16 protein-coding genes are annotated in these 24,146 nt (G+C 58.0%); 14 read left to right on the top strand and 2 right to left on the bottom strand.

Annotated features, from left to right (window positions below; all coding sequences use genetic code 11):
* Positions 1-151: 151 nt before the first annotated feature.
* From G7Y44_RS04660 to dmsD, 7 genes are all read left to right on the top strand, one after another.
* Positions 152-1,429 carry an aspartate kinase gene (locus tag G7Y44_RS04660; RefSeq protein WP_165043898.1) on the top strand — a complete coding sequence of 426 codons (1,278 nt, stop codon included), beginning with the start codon at positions 152-154 and terminating at the stop codon, positions 1,427-1,429.
* 220 nt (positions 1,430-1,649) lie between these two features.
* Entirely contained in the window at positions 1,650-2,699 is a 1,050-nt protein-coding gene (locus tag G7Y44_RS04655) for an aspartate-semialdehyde dehydrogenase (RefSeq protein WP_165247963.1), read from the top strand.
* 20 nt (positions 2,700-2,719) lie between these two features.
* Complete coding sequence (locus tag G7Y44_RS04650; protein ID WP_165247961.1) at positions 2,720-3,469, top strand: TlyA family RNA methyltransferase; 750 nt, start codon at positions 2,720-2,722, stop codon at positions 3,467-3,469.
* On the top strand, positions 3,459-5,372 hold the full coding sequence (locus G7Y44_RS04645) for an ABC transporter ATP-binding protein (RefSeq protein ID WP_165247959.1): 1,914 nt from the start codon (positions 3,459-3,461) through the stop codon (positions 5,370-5,372). The genes G7Y44_RS04650 and G7Y44_RS04645 overlap by 11 nt, the downstream gene beginning before the upstream one ends.
* A gap of 181 nt (positions 5,373-5,553) precedes the next feature.
* Complete coding sequence (ettA, locus tag G7Y44_RS04640) at positions 5,554-7,233, top strand: energy-dependent translational throttle protein EttA (RefSeq protein ID WP_165247957.1); 1,680 nt, start codon at positions 5,554-5,556, stop codon at positions 7,231-7,233.
* A 104-nt stretch (positions 7,234-7,337) separates the two neighbouring features.
* Positions 7,338-8,261: a HipA domain-containing protein gene (locus tag G7Y44_RS04635; RefSeq protein WP_165247955.1), complete on the top strand. Its 924-nt coding sequence runs from the start codon at positions 7,338-7,340 to the stop codon at positions 8,259-8,261.
* Positions 8,262-8,296: 35 nt separating this feature from the next.
* Entirely contained in the window at positions 8,297-9,019 is a 723-nt protein-coding gene (gene dmsD / locus G7Y44_RS04630) for a Tat proofreading chaperone DmsD (RefSeq protein ID WP_241159186.1), read from the top strand.
* Positions 9,020-9,195: 176 nt separating this feature from the next.
* On the opposite strand, the gene G7Y44_RS04625 is transcribed toward dmsD, so the two are convergent.
* Positions 9,196-10,560: a PFL family protein gene (locus G7Y44_RS04625; protein ID WP_165247953.1), complete on the bottom strand. Its 1,365-nt coding sequence runs from the start codon at positions 10,558-10,560 to the stop codon at positions 9,196-9,198.
* Between the two features lie 126 nt (positions 10,561-10,686).
* Here G7Y44_RS04625 and G7Y44_RS04620 point away from each other — a divergent pair, with 126 nt between their 5' ends.
* The 5 genes from G7Y44_RS04620 to G7Y44_RS04600 all read left to right on the top strand — a co-directional run bounded on the left by G7Y44_RS04620 (position 10,687) and on the right by G7Y44_RS04600 (position 19,843).
* Entirely contained in the window at positions 10,687-11,019 is a 333-nt protein-coding gene (locus tag G7Y44_RS04620) for an ATP-binding protein (RefSeq protein ID WP_165247952.1), read from the top strand.
* 325 nt (positions 11,020-11,344) lie between these two features.
* Positions 11,345-16,027, top strand: coding sequence for a 2-hydroxyacyl-CoA dehydratase (locus tag G7Y44_RS04615; protein ID WP_165247950.1), 4,683 nt, complete (start codon positions 11,345-11,347; stop codon positions 16,025-16,027).
* A 3-nt stretch (positions 16,028-16,030) separates the two neighbouring features.
* A complete protein-coding gene (rsmI, locus tag G7Y44_RS04610; protein WP_165247948.1) occupies positions 16,031-16,897 on the top strand; it encodes a 16S rRNA (cytidine(1402)-2'-O)-methyltransferase in 867 nt (288 codons plus the stop codon).
* A gap of 8 nt (positions 16,898-16,905) precedes the next feature.
* On the top strand, positions 16,906-18,393 hold the full coding sequence (locus G7Y44_RS04605) for an MATE family efflux transporter (RefSeq protein WP_241159185.1): 1,488 nt from the start codon (positions 16,906-16,908) through the stop codon (positions 18,391-18,393).
* Between the two features lie 373 nt (positions 18,394-18,766).
* A complete protein-coding gene (locus tag G7Y44_RS04600; RefSeq protein WP_165247946.1) occupies positions 18,767-19,843 on the top strand; it encodes a coiled-coil domain-containing protein in 1,077 nt (358 codons plus the stop codon).
* Positions 19,844-19,991: 148 nt separating this feature from the next.
* Here the strand turns inward: G7Y44_RS04600 and G7Y44_RS04595 are convergent, their stop codons facing one another.
* Entirely contained in the window at positions 19,992-20,912 is a 921-nt protein-coding gene (locus tag G7Y44_RS04595; protein WP_165247945.1) for a PfkB family carbohydrate kinase, read from the bottom strand.
* Between the two features lie 285 nt (positions 20,913-21,197).
* Between G7Y44_RS04595 and pdxR the strand changes: the two genes are divergently transcribed.
* Together pdxR and G7Y44_RS04585 are read left to right on the top strand one after the other, a co-directional pair.
* On the top strand, positions 21,198-22,859 hold the full coding sequence (gene pdxR, locus G7Y44_RS04590) for a MocR-like pyridoxine biosynthesis transcription factor PdxR (RefSeq protein WP_165247943.1): 1,662 nt from the start codon (positions 21,198-21,200) through the stop codon (positions 22,857-22,859).
* A complete protein-coding gene (locus G7Y44_RS04585; protein ID WP_241159184.1) occupies positions 22,804-24,102 on the top strand; it encodes an ATP-binding protein in 1,299 nt (432 codons plus the stop codon). Before pdxR ends, G7Y44_RS04585 begins: the two co-directional genes overlap by 56 nt.
* Positions 24,103-24,146: the final 44 nt, after the last annotated feature.

Below are 24,146 nucleotides of genomic sequence, written 5' to 3'. Positions count from 1 at the left end.
ACGTTGGCGAAATGGTGCCTGTGCTCAACTTACTGACATCGGTACCGCCTGACGTTAAATACCGGTAAACGCCCCTGCGGGGGCTGTCGGCAACGCTTTGGTTTGCTATAGTGTGGGGCTGTCGATTTAAGCACGTCAAGAACGGAAAACCATGTCAATTATCGTTTGCAAATTCGGTGGCACGTCCGTCGCTTCCGCAGAGCGCATCGGCAACGTTGCCAAGCGGCTCATCGCGAAGCGCCAGGAAGGGCATAAGGTGGTGGCGGTTGTGTCCGCTATGGGCAAGACCACCGACGAATTGGTGGGTCTTGCTAAGGCACTCAATGCCAACCCGCCGGCGCGTGAAATGGATCGGCTGCTGTCCACGGGCGAGCAGGTGTCCATGACACTTCTGGCTATGGCAATTGAGGCGCGCGGCTACAAGTCCATCAGCTTCACTGGTCGCCAGGCAGGAATCAAAACCGACGGCACGCACAACAAAGCGAAGATCACCAGCATCAACAGCAAACGCATTCTTGCCGCGCTTGACGAGGGCTACATTCCCGTTATTGCTGGTTTTCAGGGTATCGACGCCAACGACGACATGACCACGCTTGGCCGCGGCGGCTCCGACACCACGGCGGTTGCGGTGGCGTGGGGCATTAACGCCGACGTCTGCGAAATCTATTCCGACGTCGACGGCGTGTACACGTCCGACCCGCGCGTGTGTCCGCGCGCCAAGAAGCTCGACCAGATTTCCTACGACGATATGCTCGAGCTTTCCAGCGCCGGTGCGGGCGTGCTGCAGTCGCGCGCGGTTGAGTTTGCGAAGAAATGGAACGTGGTCATTCATTCCCGCTCGGCATTCTCCGATGCGGAAGGCACCTACATCAAGGAGGAACCCGATATGGAGGAAGCCGTCATCACCGGCATTGCGCACGATACGTCGGAAGTGAAGTTCACGCTGCGAGGCATTCCCGACACGTCGGGCGTGGCGGCAAAGGTGTTTTCCGCGCTGGCCGGCAATATGGTGAACGTCGACATGATTATCCAGAACACGTCGTTTGATGGGCTGGCGAACATCAGCTTCACGTGCCCCGTTGCCGACATCGATCGCGCGGAGGAAACGCTCGACCGTCTGGTTCAGGAAATCGGCGCGACCGGATATCTGGTGGACAAAGACATCGCCAAGGTGAGTCTGGTAGGAACGGGCATGAAGTCGCAGCCTGGTGTGGCCGCAAAAGCATTCACCACGCTCGGCGCGAACGACATCAACATCATCTCGGTATCAACGTCGCCCATTCGCCTGTCGGTTATCGTGGCAGCATCGCAAGCAACCGACGCAGTGCGCTGCCTGCATACCGCATTCGATTTGGATTCCGACACCGTGTTCGAGGAAAAAATGCTCTCTGCGGAAGAAATCGCCGCGAAGATGAACAAAGGCCGCTGATGGTTCCGTCGATCTAACGATCGACGGAACGGGCCGACGCTACGAAGCGTTCGGGCACTCCATCTTGCCGCTCCAAGTGCTCGTCGCGTACCAAAGTACGCTTCCTCGCACTTTCGCGTCAATCTGGAGCACCGGAACGCTTCTCGCTGACTCTACGAACGACCAGTAGCTTTTACATCAAGTACGAACGATAAGGGTTTTTGCGAACAAGGAGAAGATTATGGCGTGGACGAAGGAAATGCCGGCAAACCCGGTGGTGGCGGTTGCGGGAGCAACGGGCGCGGTGGGACGCGAGTTTTTGAAGGTGCTGCATGATCTCGATTTTCCGGCGAGCGAAGTTCGCGCGTTGGCGTCGGCTCGCAGTGCCGGTACAACGGTGCCTTTTGACGGCTGTGGGCAGGTTGCCGCAGGCGAATTGACCGTGCAAGAAATGACACCTCAGGCGTTTGAGGGCGTAGATATTGCCCTCTTCAGTGCTGGGTCGGACGTGTCGCACGCCATGCGCGAGGCCGTGGTTGCTGCCGGTGCGGTTATGATCGACAACTCCAGCGCGTTCCGTATGGACGCAGACGTGCCGCTGGTGGTGCCCGAGGTGAACCCGACCGACGTGAGTTGGCACAATGGCGTTATTGCCAACCCCAACTGCTCCACCATCCAGATGGTGGTGGCCTTAAAGCCGCTCTACGAGCTGTCGCGTATCACGCGCGTGGTGGTGTCCACCTACCAAGCAGCCAGCGGCGCGGGTGCGCCTGCCATGGCCGAGCTGTACGACCAGACGCGCGAGTACCTCAACGGCACACCCGACGACGAGCTGACGGTAAAGGCGTTCCAGCATCGTATTGCGTTCAATTGCATTCCTCATATCGACAAATTCCTCGACGACGCTTCCACTAAGGAAGAATGGAAGATGGTTGTGGAAACCAAGAAGATCATGGGTGATGACAATATTCAGGTTGCCGCTACGTGCGTGCGCGTGCCTGTACTTCGCTGCCACGGCGAATCCATCAACGTGGAGTTCGAGGGCGACGTGACGGTGGATGCTGCTCGCGCTGCGCTTGCGGCTGCGCCAGGAATCACCCTCATGGACGATCCGGCGAACAACGTGTACCCCATGCCCGGCTTGCTGGCCGGAACCGACGGCTCGTACGTGGGGCGTTTGCGTAAAGACCCCACCGTGGAGCACGGCTTGGCGTTTTGGAATGTCGCCGATCAAATCCGCAAAGGGGCGGCGTTGAACGCAGTACAGATCGCCCAGCTATTGTTGCCCTAACCTCAAAGGTTTTTAGCGGCATGCGGAAGGTGCGGCTCGACGATCTGTTGGTTGAGCAGGGATCATTCGAATCTCGCGACGAGGTGTTGCGGGCCGTTATCGCACACGAGGTGCGCGTTGATGACGTGTATGCAACCAGTGCGGCCATGAAGGTTCGCCCCGATGCCAGCATCTTCGTGCGCGGCCGCAAGCGCTTCGTGTCGCGTGGAGGGCACAAGCTGCAAGGCGCACTCGACGCGTTCGGGCAAAGCGTGCGCGGCTTGCGCTGTATCGACATCGGATCATCGACCGGCGGTTTCACCGATTGCCTGCTACAGGCGGGCGCGGTACAGGTTACCTGCGTGGATGTTGGCTACGGGCTGCTCGCGTGGAAGTTGCAGCAAGATGCTCGCGTGCGCATCTTCGAGCGGACAAATATCAGGCTTGCAACGCCTGAGCAACTGGGGGCGCCTTTTGACGTGCTGGTGGCCGATTTGAGCTTCATTGGGCTCGCCGACTTAGCGCCGGTGTTTGCGGGGTTGTGCAAACGCGGGGCGGCACCCGGGCAGGAAAGCGTGCTCATTGCGCTGGTGAAACCCCAGTTCGAGTCGGCACACAACGAAACCGACCGCGGCATCGTTCGCGACGAGACAGTTCGCCTGCGCACGGTCGATGAGGTGTGCGCGGCACTTGGCGCGCAAAACTTTCGTGTAACAGGCGTGGTGGAAAGCCCCATTCGAGGGGCGGAAGGCAACGTGGAGTATTTGGTGAGGTCGGTGTATGTCGGATAAGCAGAATGCGAACACGTGCGACGGGCAGCAGCGCGAGCAGAGCGAGCAGCACAAGCAGAACCAGCAGGGCGGACAAAGCGGGCAGAGCGGCCAAGATCAGCAGCGCGAGCAGGGTGGCAAGCAAGCGCGCCCTTCCGTTACGCGCCGCACGCTTCACTATTATTGGGTGGCGACAAAGAACCACTTAGGGCTGTTTGTGGCGCTGGTTCTGTCGACGCTTGGGTTCGGCGGATTTCAAACGTACGGCAACCCGTTTGTTATGGGCCTTATCGTCGACCGGGTGAGTTCTTCTCCAGTTCCACCCGATCAGGTGTTTCAGGTGTTCGGGCCTTACATTGCTGCGTTGGTGCTTATCAACGTGTGCGGGCAAACGTGCAGTAAGCTGCAAGACTACACGCTGTGGAAGCTCGAAATTGCCGTGAACTACGATCTTGCAACCATGGCATTCGACGCGCTGTCGAACCAATCGATGAGTTTCCACACGAACCGCTTCGGCGGTACGCTGGTGTCGCAAACCTCGAAGTTCATGAGCGCGTACAACCAGCTTGTTGAGGCGATGGTGCATCCGTTTCTGCCGGTCACGGGCTCGATCATCTATGTGTGTGTGCTGTTAGGCCCGCGCGTTCCGGTGTATGTGTGCGTGCTGCTCGTGCTACTGTCGGTGTATGCCAGCGTGTCTTACATCATGTACAAGCGCATCCTGCACTTAAACGAGAAGGCTGCCACGGCGCAGAACAACTTGTCAGGCGAGCTTTCCGATGCTGTTACGAACATTCTGTCGGTGAAAACCTACGGCCGAGAAGACTACGAGCGTGCCTTGTTCGATGCGGCGAATAAGGAAGTAGTTGCGCGTGATTCGAAGCGGATGCGTTCGTCGCTGGCGCGTGGCATTATTACCGCATGCTTGGCGGTTGTCATCATGAGTGTGGTGACGGTGTTCATTTCAGGTGGCAACGCGTGGTTCGGTATTACGGCGGGCACGCTGGTGATGATGTTCACCTACACCTACACCATCACCATCCAGTTCAACTTCATTAACTCGGGGCTGCAGCGCTTTAACCGTGCGTTCGGCGATGCGAGTGGCATGACGGTGGTGCTCGATGAACCGCGGCTTGTGGCCGACGTTGACGATGCAACGCCGCTGGTGGTGCGCGAAGGCTCTATCGACTTCGAGCGCATCGGGTTTAGCTACGACGATGGTGGCGTACAAACGAGCGTATTCCACGATTTCGACTTGCACATTCCCGCTGGTCAGCGCGTTGGCTTGGTGGGCATGAGTGGGGCGGGAAAAACTACGCTCACAAAGTTGCTGCTGCGGTTGGTTGACATTCAGGAAGGGCGTATCCTTGTTGACGGGCAAGATGTTGCGCGCGTCACACAGCAAAGCCTGCGTCGCAACATCGCGTACGTACCGCAGGAGTCGCTGCTGTTCCATCGTAGCATCGCCGAAAACATTGCGTACGGCAGACCCGATGCAACCATCGACCAAATTCGCGAGGCGGCGCGGCAGGCGAACGCGCTTGAGTTTATCGAGAAGCTGCCGCAGGGTTTCGACACCATCACCGGCGAGCGCGGCATCAAGCTATCGGGTGGGCAGCGGCAGCGCATTGTTATCGCGCGGGCCATGCTGGCCGACTGCCCTATTCTGGTGCTCGATGAGGCTACCAGCGCCCTCGATTCGGAAAGCGAAGCGCTCGTACAAGATGCACTCGCACGCCTGATGAGCGGCCGTACGGCCATTGTGGTGGCGCATCGGTTGAGCACGGTGGCGAACCTCGACCGCATCGTGGTGCTTGGCGATGGCGGTGTGGTGGAAGACGGAACACACGACCAGTTGGTCGAAGCGGGCGGCACGTACGCGCACCTGTGGGGGCGTCAATCGGGAGCGTTCTTCGGGGAATAGCTCGTCGCGCGCGTTCACGAGCGCTCGTTCTGTTCCCTTGAATTCTTCTCGCCCTCTTCAACATTCCATGCGAAAATAGACGACATTCGGAAAGCCCCTGGGCAGGCGCGCATACGAGCGCGCAACCGCACGTCGCGCCGCAAACGCGGGAGCGGTGCGCCCCACGTGAGCAAGGAGCATCATGGCGGAATTCATCTATCAAATGTATAAGGCCCGTAAGGCCCACGGCGACAAGGTTATCCTCGACGACGTGTCGCTGTCGTTTTATCCAGGCGCGAAGATCGGCGTGGTCGGCCCGAACGGCATGGGGAAGTCGACGCTGCTGAAGCTAATGGCAGGGCTCGAAGACGTGTCGAACGGCGAGGCGCGCTTAACGCCGGGCTATACGGTGGGTATTTTGCAGCAGGAGCCGCCGCTTGACGACGACAAGACCGTTCTCGAAAACGTGCAGATGGCATTCGGCGATATTCTGGCAAAAGTCGAGCGCTTTAACGCTATCGGCATGGAAATGGCCGAGCCTGATGCCGACTTCGACGCACTCATGGACGAGATGGGCCGTTTGCAAGACGAAATCGATGCGAAGAACGGCTGGGATTTGGACAGCCAATTGTCGCAGGCGATGGACGCTCTGCAATGCCCCGATCCCGATATGCCGGTGCGCGTGCTGTCGGGCGGCGAGCGTCGCCGCGTGGCGCTGTGCCGCTTGTTGCTTGAAGCGCCCGACCTGCTGCTTCTTGACGAGCCTACGAATCATCTCGATGCGGAGTCGGTGCTGTGGCTCGAGCAGTTCTTGAAGCGCTATCCCGGCGCCGTGCTGGCTGTCACGCACGACCGCTACTTCCTCGACAATGTGGCCGAGTGGATTTGCGAAGTCGATCGCGGGCGGTTGTTCCCGTACAAGGGCAACTACTCCACATATTTGGAAACGAAGGCGGCGCGCATGGAGGCGCAGGGCCAAAAAGACGCGAAGCTAGCCAAGCGCATGCGCCGGGAACTCGAGTGGGTGCGCAGTTCGCCGAAGGCTCGTCAGGCGAAGAGTAAGGCCCGTTTGGAGAACTACGACCGCATGGTTGCCGAAGCAGCTGCGTCAAAGCGCGTTGACTTCACGGAAATCCACATTCCCGTCGGTCCGCGCTTGGGGGCAGAAGTGCTGCGTGCTGAGCACCTGCACAAGGCGTTCGGTGATCGCGTGCTCATCGACGACCTGTCGTTTAACCTGCCGCGCAATGGCATCGTTGGCGTCATCGGCCCGAATGGCGTGGGTAAGTCGACGCTGTTCAAGATGATCGTCGGGCAGGAAGCACCCACGTCAGGTGCGCTTACGTTGGGCGAGACGGCCAAGGTATCCTACGTTGATCAGGGTCGCGAGAATATCGATCCGAACAAGAAACTGTGGGAGGTTGTGTCCGACGGGCTCGACTTCATGCAGGTGGGTGACACCGAAGTTCCCAGCCGCGCGTACGTTGCCGCGTTTGGCTTTAAGGGCTCCGATCAGCAGAAACCGGCAGGCGTGCTGTCGGGTGGCGAGCGCAATCGCCTGAACCTGGCGCTCACGCTTAAAGAAGGCGGTAACCTGCTGCTGCTTGACGAACCCACGAACGACCTTGATGTCGAAACGTTGGAAAGCCTCGAGGAAGCGCTCATGGAGTTTCCCGGTTGCGTTGTGGTGACTAGCCACGATCGCATGTTCCTTGACCGCATTGCCACACACATTCTGGCGTGGGAAGGCACTGACGAAAACCCCGGTGCCTGGTTCTGGTTCGAAGGCAACTTCGACAGCTACCAGAAGAACAAGATCGAGCGTTTGGGAGAGGAAGCCGCCAAACCGCATCGCGTCCATCGCAAGCTCACTCGCGACTAGCTCCACCGCCAGCTTCGCCCGCTCTGAATCCACCGAATGGTGCCTTCTCGTAGGGCGAATCGGCTACAATGGTGTCGAGAGAATCGCACAGGGAGGAAAGCTTCGTGGACGTTGTTGATCTGCGTGAATGTAAAATAAGCGGCTTGTTCTATGGCGGGCGCGCCGGCCAGAAAGAAGGCATTGTCTTTGAAGGGGAGCCGTGGATCGCGAAGTACCCGCGCACAACACGTGACTTGCAAGGTCGTCATCTTCCCTCGTACACGTCAAGCCCTGTTTCCGAGCATGTTGGTGCCCTCATTTACAAGTCGTTGGGTATTCCCGCGCACGAAACTTTCCTCGCCTATCGAAATGGCAAGATCGTCTGCGCTTGCAAGGACTTCACGTTTCCCGACTCGCGTCTGTTCGAGTTTAAGGACATCAAGAATGCCCTGTCAGACGACAATGCAGGATTCAGTTCTGCTCCGTCGGATGGTGAAAGCGTCTATCTCGGAGATGTTTTGGCTGCGATAGAAACGTCCGACCTGCTCAAGCGAACACCTGGTGTGCGCGAGCGGTTTTGGGATATGTTCGTGGTGGATGCGTTCATTAAGAATCCCGATCGAAACAACGGCAACTGGGGCCTGCTCATGAGGCAAAACATGACCTATGAGTTGGCTCCTGTGTACGATTTAGGTAGCTCCCTGTTCAGTAAGCGGAGTTCTTCCGTGGCTCAGCGACGCATGGCGAGTGCCGAAGCGCTCGAGCAAGATGCGTTCGGTGCCAATGTGTCGTGCTATCGTTTGGTTGACGAGAACGGCGAAAGCCACGCCATTCATCCCTTCGACTACATGAGGAACAGCGCCAATCCCGATTTAAAAGCTGCTATCAGCCGTTTTCTTACGGCGGTTGACATGCGAATCATCAATGACATTATCGACGACGTTCCCACTGAAGCCTACGGCCACATCATCATGTCCGACGCCGTAAGAGAATCTCGCAAGGCGCTTCTACAAAAGCGCTTAGAAGAAGGTCTCCTGCCGCTTGCATAAGGAGAAAGCGGCAGGAAAAGGTGTAAGGAGGAACTATGACGGAGCAAGAGAGCGTCCAAAGCGACGACGAAATGCTGTGCGACACCGACGAGTTTGAGTTGCGCGACGCCGATCAACTTGAGGCGATCGCGTTTATTGGGGAGGCGCTTTCCCCGTTCTACCTGCAAGACCCGCGTAAGGGCGCGGCAGCTGTGTCGTTTCAGGCGATGGTCGATCTCGATGTTGAGGCCGCCGCACCCGCATGGCCGTTTGTTCCGGAGGATCAGGCGGCATCGGCGCTTCGCATGATGGTTGACTCGCTCGCTACCTGCCGCGACGACGAAGGACGTTTCTTGTCAGATGACGATCTGATGTGGGAATATCGCCGTTTGTTTATTGGTCCAGGTAAGAAGCCTACACCACCCTGGGGGTCGGTATATACTGACCGCGAAATGGTCGTGTTTGGCAAAAGTACGCTCGAGCTACGTGCGTGGATGCGGGCACATGGCATTGCCCGCACACAGGATGAGCGCACGCCCGAAGATCATATCGGGCTCATGCTAGCGCTTATGGCAACGCTTGCGCGTGAGCGGCCGACGTGTCTAGACGAGTTTTTGCGCGATCACTTCCTCACGTGGTCGGGGCATTTCCTCGATGAGCTTGCCGAGGCAGCCGAACATCCCTTCTACGAGGGACTTGCCCATTTGACGGCGGCATCGCTTGATGGCATCCGCGAAGCGCGCGGTGTATCGGTAACATATCCGAGGTTTTATCGGTAGAATGACCGGGCTTCGAAGAAGCTGCGAAGGTGCTAAGCGTTAGCTTGGTTGCATGACAGTGAGATCGCTGGCAGTGGTGTCCACCTTTGCCATTTCGAAACGCTAGACATATCAAATGCCGGCCCGTTGGTGAAGGGCCGGCATCCTCAATCGGTACGTTTAGCTCTTGGGTAACCCTAATTCTTCAAGCTGTTGATAGGCGCGGGGATGCGGCCGCCGCGGTGAGCGAACACGCTGCCTGCATGCTTGTTCACGGGCATGATGGGTGCGTATCCCAAAAGCCCGCCGAACTCTAGGCGCTCCCCCATACTGCGCCCAATGGCGGGAATGATGCGCACAGCGGTGGTCTTGTTGTTGATCATTCCGATAGCACATTCATCAGCGATAATGCCCGCTATCGTTTCTACCGTGGTGTCGCCGGGAACGGCAATCATGTCCAGGCCAACCGAGCACACGCAGGTCATGGCTTCGAGTTTCTCCAAGCACAGTGCGCCGGATTCCGCAGCGCGAATCATGCCGGCGTCTTCCGATACGGGAATGAACGCGCCGGAAAGCCCCCCGACGGAACTTGACGCCATAACGCCGCCCTTCTTCACGGCGTCGTTGAGCATGGCCAGTGCCGCTGTGGTGCCCGGGCCGCCGCATTGTCCCACGCCAATGGCCTCAAGAATTTCGGCAACAGAGTCGCCTTCGGCTGGGGTGGGGGCAAGCGACAGGTCCAGGATGCCCTTCGCGTAGCCGAGGCGTTGCGAAGCCTCGCGTGCCATGAGTTCGCCTGCGCGGGTGATCTTGAACGCGGTGGCCTTGATAGCTTCTGCCACGGTGGTCAGATCGGCGTCTTTCGGCAGGTCAGCTAGCACCGATCGCACCACGCCCGGGCCCGACACGCCCACGTTTATGGTCTCGTCGGCCTCGCCGGCACCATGGAAAGCCCCAGCCATGAACGGGTTGTCCTCAACGGCGTTGCAGAACACCACCAACTTGCCTGCGCCCATACATTCGTTGTCGGCGGTGCGCTCGGCGGTTTCGCGGATGATACCGGCCATCTTCAGTACGGCGTCCATGTTAATGCCGGCTCGCGTTGATCCCACGTTTACGCTCGAGCATACCCGATCGGTAGTGGCCAGTGCCTCAGGGATCGATTCCATCAGGCAGTTGTCGGCGCGGCTGGCACCTTTGTGTACCAGTGCAGAAAAGCCGCCGACGAAATCGACACCTACCTCTTTGCCGGCGTGATCCATAGCCCGCGCGATGGGTGACAGGTCGGTAGCGTTGGTGGCCGCGCAAATTTCGGCGATGGGCGTAACAGAGATTCGTTTGTTCACGATAGGAATACCGAATTCACGTTCGAGCTGTTCAGCGGTAGGAACTAACCGCTCTGCCGCATGGGTCATGCGGTCGTATACCTTGCGCGCCATGGTATCGACGTCAGAATCGGTGCATGCTCGCAGGTTTAGGCCAAGCGTGATGGTTCGGATGTCGAGGTTCTGCTTGTTCACCATCGCGAGCGTTTCGCGAATTTCCGCGGGGGTTATTTGCATGTCGCTTCCTTTGACGGTTTGATGTGTCTGGCATAGGATAGCAAACCTCGGTGCGCGACGAGTGGCGCGCATGGTAAAACCGCGATGGCGGGATAAGGAAGTGTGGGTAAAGATTGGAGAATGCGCATGAATAGGGAAAAGCGAGAGTGTGGTGAAGAAGGTCGCGGGCGCGGTAGGGAACAGCGCGGGCGCGGTGTTGTTTGCGAACGCGACGGCTCGAAGTGCTTGAGTGTATGCCCTCACGAATGCGTACAAAGTTGTCCTGTTGGGGCGTTTAGCCTGATCGGTGGCGTTGCTGTTGCGTTTGACCAGCAAGCATGCATTGGGTGTGGAGCGTGTGTTTCCCGATGCCCAGGCAAAGCGCTTTCGCTGCGGACAGGCGCGCAAGGCGTTGCAAGTGGCGCGGCTCCCCGCAAGCGCTTAGGCGACTTCCGTGTGCGTCGCCGCGCGAACCGCTGACGTTTCCCACGGTATTTCCTTAAGTTCGGGCGTAGCTGCTGCGGAGACTTGCCAGGGCCTGCTCGTTGCAGAGGCGCGCCTGCCGTGGAGCTTTGCCGCTGACTTGCAAGCGGGGAATTTGTTCTCTTTCTGTTGATGCAATTTGAGTTTGGGCGCTCGATAATCAAAAAAAGCCGAATGCTAAAATTAGTTCAGTGGGAGAAAACAAGCACTTTGGTCGTGTGGCCTTGGTGCTTTGGCTGTATGGGCCCGTCATACGTCTGGCTGCACAAACAGGCCTGTGACTGGGAGTTAACGAACGCAATCGTAACCGAGGACACTGCATATGGGTTTTGACGAACATCTGCATATCGGCATCGACGTTGGCTCAACTACGGTGAAGCTGGCGATTCTCGATAATAACAACCAGGTGCGTTGGGCGGTGTACCGCCGCCATCATGCTGACGTGCGTGCGACCATCGTCGAAGTGCTCTCCGAAGCGGCGGTCGAGTACGGCGATGAGCCCATGACCATTGCCATCACCGGGTCGGGCGGCTTGCTTTTGGCGCAATGGTTGGGTATCGAGTTTGTGCAGGAGGTTATTGCCTCAAAAACAGCCGTGGAAACGTTCATTCCCAAAACCGATGTGGCCATCGAGCTGGGCGGCGAAGATGCGAAGATCATCTACTTCGATCAGGGTATCGAGCAGCGTATGAACGGCACGTGCGCCGGCGGCACAGGTGCCTTCATCGATCAGATGGCCGCGCTTTTAGATACCGATGCGGGCGGTCTGAACGAGCTCGCGCAAAGCCACACCACCATCTACCCCATTGCCAGCCGCTGCGGCGTGTTCGCGAAAACCGATGTGCAACCTCTGCTCAACGAGGGCGCGCGCAAGGAAGACATCGCTGCATCCATCTTCCAATCGGTCGTCACGCAAACCATCTCGGGCCTGGCGTGTGGACGTCCTATCCGCGGTAATGTGGCGTTTTTGGGTGGCCCGTTACAGTACCTGCCTGAGCTGCGCCGCCGCTTCTACGAAACACTCAACTTGGATGATGACCACATTATTGTACCCGAGAACGCACACCTGTTCGTGGCAAGCGGTTGTGCCATCGCCGGTGCGGCAAGCGACATGGCGCGCGCCGAGCGTTTAAGCGACGTGCTCGAGCGCCTGAAGAATTTAGGCGACGTTCAAGGTTCTGAGGTCGTGCGCTTAGCCCCGCTGTTCGCCAACGAGGAAGAGCTTGCGGAATTCAACGAACGCCACGCAACCGAGTGCGTGAAGCGCGGCAGCCTGATGGACTACACCGGAATGGCTTATCTGGGCATTGACGCGGGCTCCACCACGTTTAAGGCGGCGCTCATCGGCGAAGAGGGCGAGCTGTTGTGGAGCACGTATGTCAGCAACAAGGGCGACGTGCTTGGCTGCGCGAAGCGTGCCATCGCCGACTTATACAATGAACTGCCGGTCAATGCCGTTACCGGCGAAGCGCTGGTAGAAATCGGACATGCCACGGTCACCGGTTACGGCGAGGGGCTTCTGCTTGAGGCGCTGCGCGTCGACTCCGGTGAAATTGAAACGGTGGCGCACTTGCGCGGCGCGCAGGAGATGCTGCCGGGCGTGGAATTCATCTTAGACATTGGCGGGCAGGACATGAAGTGCCTGCGGGTGAAAGACGGCGTAATCGACCACATCATGCTCAACGAAGCGTGCTCGTCGGGCTGTGGTAGCTTTATCGAAAGCTTCGCGAGTGGCTTAAACCTTAACGTATCTGACTTCGCGAAAACTGCCATTTCTGCTGCTCATCCGGTTGACCTGGGAAGTCGTTGCACGGTGTTTATGAACAGCCGCGTTAAGCAGGCGCAGAAGGAAGGTGCCACGGTGGGCGATATCGCCGCTGGCTTGGCGATATCGGTCATAAAGAATGCGCTGTTCAAGGTCATCAAGATCCGTGACCCGCGCGATGTAGGCACCCGCGTTATCGTGCAGGGCGGCACTTTCTTAAACGATGCCGTACTGCGCGCGTTTGAGCAGCTGTCGGAAGTGAACGCAGTGCGCCCCGACATCGCCGGTAACATGGGTGCGTACGGTGCTGCGCTCCTTGCGCGCGACCGCTTCCGCGATGCGTATGACCGCGCGTGCATGGCTGCCGTGGAGCGTGGGCAGGGCCCAGCTGACGTCGAACCCCCCATCACCTCGATGCTGCCGCTTGCGGAAATCGAGTCGCTTACGCCGTCGCACCGCACGGTGCGCTGCAAGGGTTGCTCAAATTCGTGTTTGCTTACGGTGAATGACTTCGGCCGCGACGAACAAACCGGCAAGCGACGCCGCTTCATCACGGGTAACCGCTGCGAAAAGGGCGCGGGCGTGCAGAACGAGGCGAAAAACGTTCCGAACCTGTACGAGTACAAAAGCAAGCGCCTGTTCGGCTATGAGCCGCTGTCGCCTGAGGAAGCAACGCGCGCTACGGTGGGTATTCCGCGCGCGCTGAGCATGTATGAGAACTTCCCATTCTGGTTTACCTTCTTCACGAAACTGGGTTTCCGCGTGCTTGTCAGTGACCCGTCAACAAAGAAAACCTACGAGGCGGGTATCGAATCGATGCCGTCGGAAAGCGTGTGCTATCCGGCGAAGTTGTCGCACGGACACGTGATGAACCTGCTGGCGAAGCATCCCGACTTTATCTGGTTTCCCTGCAGCAAGTGGGAGCGCCAAGAAGACGGCACCGCGGGCAACCATTTCAACTGCCCTATTGTAGCTAGCTATGCCGAGGCGCTGCGCTTAAACATCGATGAGCTACGCACCGAAAGCGTGCCGTTTTTGAACCCGTGGTTGCCGTACGATCAGAAAGAGCACCTGAAGAAGCGTATCTATGTGGAGCTCATGGAAGCTCACCCTGAGCTGATGGGCGCATCTGGCGTGCCCACGCAAGAGGAAGTGGACGCTGCCGTGGACGCCGCGTGGGCCGAAGACGAGGCGTTCAAGGCCGACATGCGCACCAAGGGCGAAGAAACGCTTGCATGGATGGAAGAAACCGGCACGCACGGCATTGTGCTGGCGGGGCGCCCTTACCATAACGATCCCGAGATCAACCACGCCATCCCCGAGCTTTTAACCAGCTTCGGCTTGGCGGTGCTCACCGAAGACTCAATTGCACATCTGGGTACGCTGCAGCGCCCCATTCGCGTGGTCGACCAGTGGATGTACCATACGCGCCTCTACGCTGCTGCTAAGGTGGCAACCGAGCGGCGTGACCTCGACCTCATCCAGCTGAACAGTTTCGGCTGCGGCTTGGACGCGTTGACAACCGACCAGGTGCAGGAGATCTTAGAGGCCGCCGGCAAGGTGTACACCGTGCTGAAAATCGACGAGGTATCGAACCTCGGTGCCGCGCGCATTCGCGTGCGCAGTCTGCTGGCCGCGCTGAAAGACCAGCAAGATGACCTTGCGAGCGCCGCCATGGATGCCGCGCTCACCGACCGTGGCTGTCCGGCGTGCGATTTCGACCTGTCTGAGGCTCAGATCGTCACGGATGAGGATGCCACGAAGCAGGCCGTGCGTGCAGTAAGCGATGCTGAGCTGGGTATTCCCGGTGCGCCCGCTACGTTCACAAAGAAGGCTAACAGCGAGGTGACGCAGCGCTTCAAGCAGCGCGAAGGCGAATCGACGCAGTTCGAGCGCGTGCAGTTCACCAAGGAGATGAAGGACGCCGGCTATACGATTTTGGCTCCGCAAATGGCGCCGTACCATTTCGAGCTGCTAGTGCCAATCTTTCATCGCTTCGGCTACAACGCGGTGCTTTTGCCCAGTGTTGATCATGGCGCGGTTGATGCGGGCTTAAAGTACGTGAACAACGACATCTGCTACCCATCGATTTTGGTAACCGGGCAAATCATGGAAGCGGTGATGAGTGGCAAATACGACACCGACAAACTTGCTGTGCTCATTACACAGACCGGCGGTGGATGTCGTGCCACGAATTACATCGCTCTTATCCGCAAGGCGCTCAAGAGTGTGGGACTGGGGCATATTCCCGTTATCGCGCTGTCGTTTAAAGATCTCGGCGAAGAGAATCCCGGATTCAAAATTACGCCGAAGATGCTCTTGCAAGCTGTGTACGCACTCACGTACGGTGATTTGCTTATGCAGTGTTTGTATCGCACGCGTCCCTACGAAATGGAACCCGGCAGTGTGAATAGGCTGTTCGACACGTGGATGGCCGACTGCAAGGCGCAACTGGCGCGCGGCGTTCGCCGTGGCGAATGGAAGCGCACAGTACGCCGCATCGTTGAAGATTTCGACACCATTCCGCTTGTAGGTGAGGGAAGCAAGCCGCGTGTGGGCGTGGTCGGCGAGATTCTGGTGAAGTTCCATCCTACAGCGAACAATCAGCTGGTCGACGTCATCGAGCGCGAAGGCTGCGAAGCTGTGGTGCCAGGCCTTATCGAGTTCTTCCTGTTTGGCGTGGCGGGGTCGATTTTCCAGAAAGACCCGCTTGGCCGCTCGGCGAAAAGTGCGCTCGGTGGCAGGCTGGCACTGGGGGTCATTGGAAGGTTCCGCAAGCCGGTGAACGACGCGCTGCGCGCATCGAGCCGTTTCGAGCCGCCCGCAAGCATTTATGAGCTGGCTGAATACGCGAGTGAAATCCTGTCGCTGTGCAACTCCATGGGCGAAGGGTGGCTCCTCACCGCCGAGATGTGCGAACTGATTCGCGGCGGTTGTCCGAATGTGGTGTGCGCCCAGCCGTTCGCATGCTTGCCGAACCACGTGGTTGGCAAAGCCGTGATCAAAGAGCTGCGTCGCCGCTATCCACAAAGTAACATTGTGGCGGTCGATTACGACCCCGGTGCATCTGAGGTGAACCAGCTCAACCGCATCAAACTGATGATCGCCGTTGCTAAGGCGAACCTGGCTGCCAAGGAAGATGAGGCTCGTTCCACGCGCGATTGGTTTGTGGACGCCGATGGCGCTCGCGGCGAGCAGTCGCATGGCGGTGAGCTCGAGGTGGAAACGAAGCGAGCGTAAGGCGTGACCGGAAAACTTATCATTGTACCCACGCCCATTGGGAACTTGGGCGACATGACGGCCCGCGCACTCGAAGCGCTGCGTACTTCCGATGTGGTGTGTGCGGAAGATACTCGCGTTACGGGCAAGCTGCTGCTCGCGTTTGGTATCGAAAAGCGCGTCGAACGTTTAGACGAGACACTCATGGCTCGTCGCGCTGAAGGCGTGGTACAACGAGTGCGTGATGGTGAAGTGATCGCTTATTGCAGCGATGCCGGTATGCCGGGCGTGTCTGACCCGGGGCTTCGCTTGGTACGTGCAGCGCGCGAAGCAGGTGTAGCGGTGGAGGTTCTTCCTGGCCCAACCGCTGCGGCAACAGCATACGTGGCCAGCGGCTGCACGAACCCGCGGTTTTTCTTCGGTGGCTTCTTTCCGCGAAAAGATGCCGAGCGCACAGCGGCACTTGAGGCTGTGCGTGCGCTCGATGCGGCGCTTATTTTCTACGAAAGCCCGAATAGGCTGGTCGATGCCTTGGATTGCATTGCTGATGTGCTCCCCTTGCGCTGCGTGTCGGTGTGCCGCGAGCTGACGAAGCTGCACGAAGAGGTTGTTTCCGGTGTATCGGGGCAGGTGCGAGACGAGTTTCGCGCACGCGAGACCAGCGCTGCGACAGGGAAGGGTGCTGGTATAAAAGGCGAGATCGTTATCGTTATCGACGGACAAAGCGAAGCAGAGCGCGTATCCGATGCGGACGCTGCCACAGAGGCGGCTCGTGTGCGCGCCCACCAGCTTGCGGATGCAGGCATGCGCAAGAAACAGATCGCGCGCGCGTTGGTAGATGAGTTCGGTATCGCGCGCAACGATGCCTATGCTATTGCGTTGGAAGCGTAAGGTCGAGCATGGCGCGAGAGGTTGAAATGTCCGCTGATAAGCGGCGCGACGAGGAAAACAGCGAAGGGCTCAGTGGGCGTGACATGAGCAGCGGGCGTGGCTCTGGTGACGGGCGTGGTCCTGGTGGCCGGCGTGACCAGCAAGGCAGATCGGGCAGTATGGGCGGCACGAGCGTGGCGCGTTCGTTTTCCCAGTATGTGTCGCTGAACGTGCTGGGCATGTTGGGTGTGTCGGTGTACATTCTGGCTGACACCTTCTTTATTGCTAACGGAGTTGGCCCCGAAGGGTTGGCCGCGCTCAATTACGCAATCGTGGTGTATACGCTCATGCACGCAACGGGGCTCATGCTCGGCATTGGCGCGGCGACGGAGTTTCAGGTAAGGAAGTCGTGTGGCGATACGCAGGGGGCCAATCGAGCGTTCACTATGGCGGTTGTCGTCGCATTGATAGCATCGGCGCTGTTCTTGGCCACCGTACAGGCACTCGCTCCGCAGCTTGCCATTGCGCTGGGTGCACGTGAAGACACGTTCGATTTAACCGTACAATACCTGCGCGTGCTGTTCGCTTTCGCACCGTTATTCCTGCTCAACGATGTGTTGCTGCCGTTCGTGCGCAACGATGGCGCTCCGCAGTTGGCAATGGCAGCCATGGTTATAAGCAGCTTTATGAATATTCTGGGTGACTGGCTATTCGTGTTTGGCTTTGGGTGGGGTATGTTCGGAGCGGCGCTTGCCACGGGGTTCTCTCCGGCGATAAGTATCGGTATCCTGCTTGCGCACTTTGTGCGCAAGCGAAGCACGTTTCGGCCAGTGCGCATGGCGTTTGACGCGCGGCTTGTCGGTCGCGAACTGACACTGGGCTTCTCGTCGTTTGTGGTGGAAGCATCCGGTGGGCTGGTGCTGCTGGTGCTGAACCTCATAATTCTGCATTTCGAGGGAACTATCGGTGTGGCCGCCTATGGCGTGGTGGCAAACTTCTCGTTCGTGGCGACGGCTATGTTCACGGGCATCGCCCAGGGGTTGCAGCCGCTGGCCAGTAATGCCTATGCACGCGGCGATGCGCATGACGTGCGCGCCGTGCTCGGCATGGCACTGGCAACGGCACTGGCTATCGCCGTTGCTGTCTATGCGGCGGTATTCGCGTTTGCCGAGCCGTTGGCGCTGGCTTTCAATCGTGACAACGACCCTACGCTCACGCAGTTGGCAGCGCAAGGCATGCGCATCTACTTCGTGGGGTATTTCTTCGCGGGGGCCAACATTGTTGCGGCGGCGTATTTCAGCGCAGTGGAGCTTCCGAGTCGAGGGCTGACTATCTCGATCATTCGAGGGCTTCCTGCCATGCTCATCTGCGCGTTTGTGCTGGCTCAGGCGTTCGGTATGATAGGCGTGTGGGCAACCTTCCCCGCTGCCGAAGCCATAACGGCGTGTTTCACGGCAACCTTTGCGGTGTTGTTCTTGCTCCGCTTACGCAACGGCAAACAAAAGGTGCGGTTCTAAAAGCGCCTCATGTGGCGGAATTTCCTGTGGCGTGTACGGACGCAAGTTCCGTCGCGCAAAGCTATGGCAGGCGTGTAGGGTGTGTCGGTTGCGACAAGAATCCGCTGAGGATTCTCTCTGTGTCTATGCGGTTTTCGTGTCATCTGAGCTTCTGTTGTGGCTCCGTTCCTATAATAAAATGTTATAGGTTGTTTGGCTGCGTGCTGCGCAACTGAATACGCGGGCAGCTCGTACCGAAGCGGCTGTGCGTGCGCAAACGTGAAACGTACGAGAAACGGACGATATGGTTCTTGCGAAAACGGAACAGACGCGAGCGGGCGCGGCACGATGTCGAATCCATGCTGCTCTTTGTGTGCTCGCTTTAATGTTGTGCATGGTGGCTGTGAGCTTTGCTGCTCCGCGCGTCGCTTGTGCCAAAACCACCGACATTGATGCCGAAGCCGATGCTGCTCAGCAGGAGGTCGAGCGTACGGCTGCTGCCTACGACGAAGCAGTTGCACTGGTTGATGAGCTGGACGCCAAGATTGCCGACAATGAGCAGCGTATTGAACAAATCGAGGCTGCCCTTCCTGAACAACAGGAGCGAAGCGCGCAGGCGATGCGTTTCATGTACAAGTTCCAGCAGCAGGTTCATGCACTCATCGATATGGTGCTGGGGGCAGGAGACCTGAACTCCTTTCTGACTACGTATGAGTACCTTGATCATCTGCATGCCCGCAACATGGCGGAAATTGATGAGTTAGCTTCTCTGAGTAACGAGCTCGATCGTACGAAAGCGACCTTAGCCGACGCTAAGGTCGAAGCAAACCAGGCTCTTGACGAGGCCAGCGACGCGCTTGCTGCTGCGCAGACTGCTCGCGAGGATGCGCAACGTAGAGCACAGGAACAAGCGGAGCGAGAAGCTGCTGAACGTGCGGCTGCCGAGGCTGCAGCGGCCGCAGCGGCTCAGAAACAGCAGGACGACGAACGCGCAGCTGCAGAGGTTGATCAAGAAACATCACAGGAATTTTCCGAATCGTCGAGCGGCGCTTCATCGGGAGAACAGGTATCGGGTGGTATAACCACCGACGATGCTGACTGGAGCTTGGACAAAACGGCATTCGTAAGCGAATGGGCGAATCGTATTGATGCTTACCTTGCTGGATCGCCTCTGGCGGGTCAGGGCACCGCATTCGCTGAAGCTGCATGGAACTACGGTGTCGATCCGCGTTGGTCACCTGCCATCGCCTACACCGAAAGCAGTTTGGGTGCTGCATGCTTCCTTCCCCATAACGCATGGGGATGGGGAAGCTCGAGCTGGGGTAGTTGGGAAGAAGCTATTGACACTCATGTGCGTGGTTTGGCGCGTGGGTATGGTTACACTATTTCGGAGGCTGCTGCGAAGAAGTATTGCCCACCGAATTGGCAGCATTGGTATAACACCACATCTGCGCAAATGAGCTACATTTAACGAACGTATCGAACGGGTTTCGAGCGGTTTCTAACTGATTGAGGGCGGCCCGATGCGCCGTGCCGCCCTCAATCAGTGCGATCGATTATTCCGCTTGCGCGCTGATGTCGCCGTTTTTTCAGCATCAACACCAGCGCATCATCGCTGGTTACAGCAGTGCGGTTACCTTCCCCAGCAGAGGTTCGAAGCTAACGCCGCGGTTTTTGAAATCGGGCTGCTTGGCGCTGACCAGCATAGAGTCGTGCGTGAAATCACCCGCGAATGCAACAGCTTCCGCTAGTGTCTTGCCAGCCATAATGGCTGCGAGCAAGCACGAGCAGTATACATCGCCCGTTCCGTGGAGCATGTAGGGTACGTACTCGTTGCTTACTTCCTCAATGCAGCCGTTTTCCGTGCCCACGAAGTTGCGGATGATGCTTTCTCCGTTGCGCTGAATGCCTTTTAATACCACATTCTTCGCGCCGCGTTCCTGTAGTGCGTGGATCATGCGGGCAGCTTCCTCATCTGAGATGTCTGTACCGCACCAGTTCTCGCCGATGGGCTCGCCCAAGATAATGGCGGCTTCGGTGAGGTTCGGTGTAAGAACGTCGGCGCCATGTGCGAGTTGTGCCATGGCGTCGCATAGCTCGGGGGTATATGTGGGATACACCTTGCCGTGATCGGCCATAACCGGGTCAACCACGCGCAGCGCGTTCGGGAACAGGTCGTACAGACGGCGGATGAGATTCACTTGCTCAGGCGCACCCAAAAAGCCGGAATAAATTGCGTCGATGTCGACGCCAATGCCCGTCCATGCGCTCACGTAGTCATCGAGAATGGCGGTGGTGTCGTGCATGTACCAACCGGGAAAAGCGGTGTGCGACGAGAACAGACCCGTTGGAACAGGGCAAACGTCGCATCCTGCCGCAGACAGCACGGGAATTGCCACGCCGAGCGAGCACTTGCCGTAGCCGCACAGGTCGTGCACGGCGGCGATACGGGGGATGTAGGCACCGTCGCGTTCGTACAGACGAGAGGATTCAATAGTTGCGTTAGTTGCCGCAGTGGCGACGGATTGTACTTCGGTCATGATAGCCTCCTTTGGCGTTTCTTTGCGTATTGGGCGTCAGTATAAAATCCATATGGATAGGTTGATATAGTCAGTTACGGTGTTTTCGATAAGACCAGATACGGAAGGTGTTGTGGTCTGTGGTGTGAAGAAGTGGGGAGAAGGGCTCGGAGTGTTACGTGCTCAAGCAAGTGCTCGCTTGGTGAAACGGTCCACTGGACCGTTTCAGTCGCTGCGCAATCTGCGCGCGCAACGCCCCGAGCCCTTCTCCCCACTTCTTCGTTGTGACCGTGCAGAGGGGCAGGAGTGAAGACGGAGGTGCGAAGCATTACGTGCTCAAGCGAGCACCTGCTTGAGCACGTAATGCTTCACCCCTCCATCTTCGCTGCTTCGCTGCGGTTGCTGCTGAAAATAAGGAGACAAACTGTGCTTACGTACAACATGGAGAACCGGGACGAGAAAAGCCTATATGCGCATTTGTATGCGTGCTTGCGCTCCGACATTGAGGGAGGCGTTATCGCACCGAATGAGAAGCTGCCGAGCAAGCGGGCATTCGCCAAGCATTTGGGTGTGAGTGTTGTTACGGTTGAAGGGGCGTATGCCCAGCTGGTTGCGGAAGGGTATGTTCGAGCAGAAGAACGACGGGGTTATTTCGCGTGCGAGCTTCCGCCTCGTGTGTCGGCGACGTCGGTGGCAGCAGGCACTCAAAGCATGTTGGCACTCGAAGGGCTGCGAACGTCGGCTGGGTGCGGTGCTGTTATCGACCTTACGGGGTCGTCCGCGGGGCGCAGCTGGTTTCCGCTTGCGCAGTGGTCGCGCGAGTTGCGCGCGACGCTTAGCCAGGAATCAGAGAAAACGCTGCTTTCGCAGCCGGGTGTGTTCGGACATCCGCGCTTGCGCGAAGCTATTGCCCATCATGTACGCAGCGAGCGGGGTATGCATGCATCGCCTGATCAGGTGGTTGTAGGTGCGGGCGCACAAACGCTGTACAGCTTGATCGTGCAGCTTATCGGTAGTGGAGGTGCCTATGCGGTCGAAGACCCGGGGTATCCGCGCTTAACGCACGTGTACCACTCGCTCGGGGTTCGTGCAGTGCCGATTCCCCTCGAGCCATCTGGTGTTTCGATGACCGTGCTCGAGCGAAGTGGGGCACGCGTCGCGCATCTTATGCCGTCGCATCAGTTTCCCACGGGTGGCGTGACGGCGGCCCCCCGTCGCTACGAATTGCTTGCATGGGCGGCGAAGTGTGCTGATCGCTACATCGTGGAAGATGACTACGATTGTCAATTTCGCTTGGCGGGACGCCCGCTTCCTACGTTACAGAGTATGGACGCTTGCGGTAAGGTTATCTACGCGAACACGTTCACGAAGAGTATGGGGCCGTCGTTTCGCCTAGCCTACCTGGTGCTTCCCGAGCGGCTGGCAGAACGACTTGCTGGTGAACTGTCGTTTTATTCGAGTACGGTGGGCAGCATCGAGCAGGTTGCCATGGCGCGCTTTTTAGAAAGCGGTGCTTACGAGCGGCACGTGAGCCGGTTGCGTACGAGGTGCCGTATGTTGCGTGATGTACTGCTCGCACGGTTGGCAGCAGGGCCACTGGCGAGTCGCGTGCAAGTGCTCAACGAAGATGCGGGGTTGAGTTTTTTGCTGCGCATGTGCAGGGGCGCTGCCGGTGTACAGTCTGTCGATGAAGTGGTGGCGGCGCTGCACGAGCGGGGCGTGCGAGTGCGGTCGCTTGCGAGTTTCTGCCAAGGTGCAGCGTATGCCAAAGTTGCGTGCGCTACAGATGACACCTCGTGTCGCATCGCTGCCGATTCTGCAGATGACCTTGCGTGGCTTTCTGCCGACCAAACGCTCGTCGTAGACTACAGCACCCTTCGCGAATGCGATATCGAAGCGGTGGTAAGCGCGATTGAGGACGTGTGCGTACAAGTCTATCGACTTAATCAGTGTTTCCCTGGGCGGTAGAATCCGCTTGGCGCACCCGCTGTTTATTCTGTCTATTTTGTTTATTCTGTCTATTTTGTTTATTCTGTCTATTTTGCTCGGCATAATCGAGGCAGTTTTGGTTTCGAAGGAAGGCTATGCGATGCGAGCAAACCCGTTTAAGCCGACGGCGGGCGGCAACCCGCCGAAGATGATCGGTCGAACCGAAGTGGTTCGGGATTTCGAGAAAGGCCTGGACAACGGTGTCGGTGCGCCGGGGCGCATCATGCTGGTAACAGGTGCGCGTGGAACGGGGAAAACAGTTACGCTCGCTAGCTTAGCGAATCGAGCCAAAGAGCGCGGATGGGCGGTGGTGTCTGAAACGGGCTCGGAAGGACTGTCCGAACGGTTGGTTCAGGCGTTGTCGGGCAAAGCCGGACTTGTTGATAAGCTTGTCGTGCGCCCAGAAGTAAGTATGTTGGGTATGAGTGGTAGCTTGGGGCAAGTTGAGCTTTCTGGTAAGACCATGCCGCTCACATTGCGTCAGGCGTTTTCCGAACGTTTGAACAAACTCGAGCGGAAGGGCGTGGGGCTTCTTGTTACCATTGATGAAGCGCAGGCGGCGCACCGTGACGACTTGGTTGCTGTGGCAACGGCCATTCAACACCTTGTGAGCGAGAATCGAGAGGTTGCTATTGTGTTCGCAGGGCTACCGAGCCTTGTGTCTGACCTGCTGAATGACGATGTTCTCACGTTCATGCGTCGTGCGAAGCGAGAAGTTCTCTTCGATGTTCCTATTGAGGAAGTAAGCGCATCATATAAAGAAACGTTTGAGTTGCGGGGGATGGCGCTTGATGCTGATCTCGCTTGCCGTGCGGCTGAGGCTACGTATGGGTATCCGTACATGGTGCAACTTGTGGGCTACAACATGTGGGACAGCGTGGTGTCGAGGGATATAAATGGCGTGCGTGTAACTGCCGCTGATGTAATGGCGGGCATCGCGCAGTCGACCATTGAGCTTGATGCTGCTGTGTGTGAGCCGGAGCTTGCCGGTTTGTCGGCCGGTGGTGTTGAGTATCTAGAAGCGCTTGCTCGATTCGATGGTTCCGCCAATAATGCCGCCATTGCCGAAATCATGGGCAAGACTCCGCAGTATGCGGGTACGTATCGGCGGAGGTTGCTTGATGCGCATATCTTGTTCGAGCCCAAAAGAGGTGAAGTTGATTTCGCGTTGCCGTATCTGCGTGACTATTTACGACGAAATTCACCTTGCTTCGCGTGCTAAAATGCAAAGGTTGTTTTCACGATATCCGCCAAGGGCACCATTCG

Source organism: Adlercreutzia sp. ZJ141, assembly GCF_011038965.1.
Classification (GTDB): Bacteria; Actinomycetota; Coriobacteriia; order Coriobacteriales; family Eggerthellaceae; genus ZJ141.
The sequence above is the reverse complement of the archived record's forward strand: the minus strand, read 5'-3'. Positions and strand labels throughout refer to the sequence as shown.

What these genes read in the sequence shown, in the direction of transcription:
- G7Y44_RS04645 (WP_165247959.1), top strand. Translation starts at nt 3,459, where the DNA reads ATGTCGGATAAGCAGAATGCGAACACGTGCGACGGGCAGCAGCGCGAG.
- G7Y44_RS04615 (WP_165247950.1), top strand. Translation starts at nt 11,345, where the DNA reads ATGGGTTTTGACGAACATCTGCATATCGGCATCGACGTTGGCTCAACT.
- G7Y44_RS04600 (WP_165247946.1), top strand. Translation starts at nt 18,767, where the DNA reads ATGGTGGCTGTGAGCTTTGCTGCTCCGCGCGTCGCTTGTGCCAAAACC.
- ettA (WP_165247957.1), top strand. Translation starts at nt 5,554, where the DNA reads ATGGCGGAATTCATCTATCAAATGTATAAGGCCCGTAAGGCCCACGGC.
- G7Y44_RS04625 (WP_165247953.1), bottom strand. Translation starts at nt 10,560, where the DNA reads ATGCAAATAACCCCCGCGGAAATTCGCGAAACGCTCGCGATGGTGAAC.
- G7Y44_RS04660 (WP_165043898.1), top strand. Translation starts at nt 152, where the DNA reads ATGTCAATTATCGTTTGCAAATTCGGTGGCACGTCCGTCGCTTCCGCA.
- G7Y44_RS04595 (WP_165247945.1), bottom strand. Translation starts at nt 20,912, where the DNA reads ATGACCGAAGTACAATCCGTCGCCACTGCGGCAACTAACGCAACTATT.
- G7Y44_RS04620 (WP_165247952.1), top strand. Translation starts at nt 10,687, where the DNA reads ATGAATAGGGAAAAGCGAGAGTGTGGTGAAGAAGGTCGCGGGCGCGGT.
- G7Y44_RS04650 (WP_165247961.1), top strand. Translation starts at nt 2,720, where the DNA reads ATGCGGAAGGTGCGGCTCGACGATCTGTTGGTTGAGCAGGGATCATTC.
- G7Y44_RS04605 (WP_241159185.1), top strand. Translation starts at nt 16,906, where the DNA reads ATGGCGCGAGAGGTTGAAATGTCCGCTGATAAGCGGCGCGACGAGGAA.
- G7Y44_RS04655 (WP_165247963.1), top strand. Translation starts at nt 1,650, where the DNA reads ATGGCGTGGACGAAGGAAATGCCGGCAAACCCGGTGGTGGCGGTTGCG.
- dmsD (WP_241159186.1), top strand. Translation starts at nt 8,297, where the DNA reads ATGACGGAGCAAGAGAGCGTCCAAAGCGACGACGAAATGCTGTGCGAC.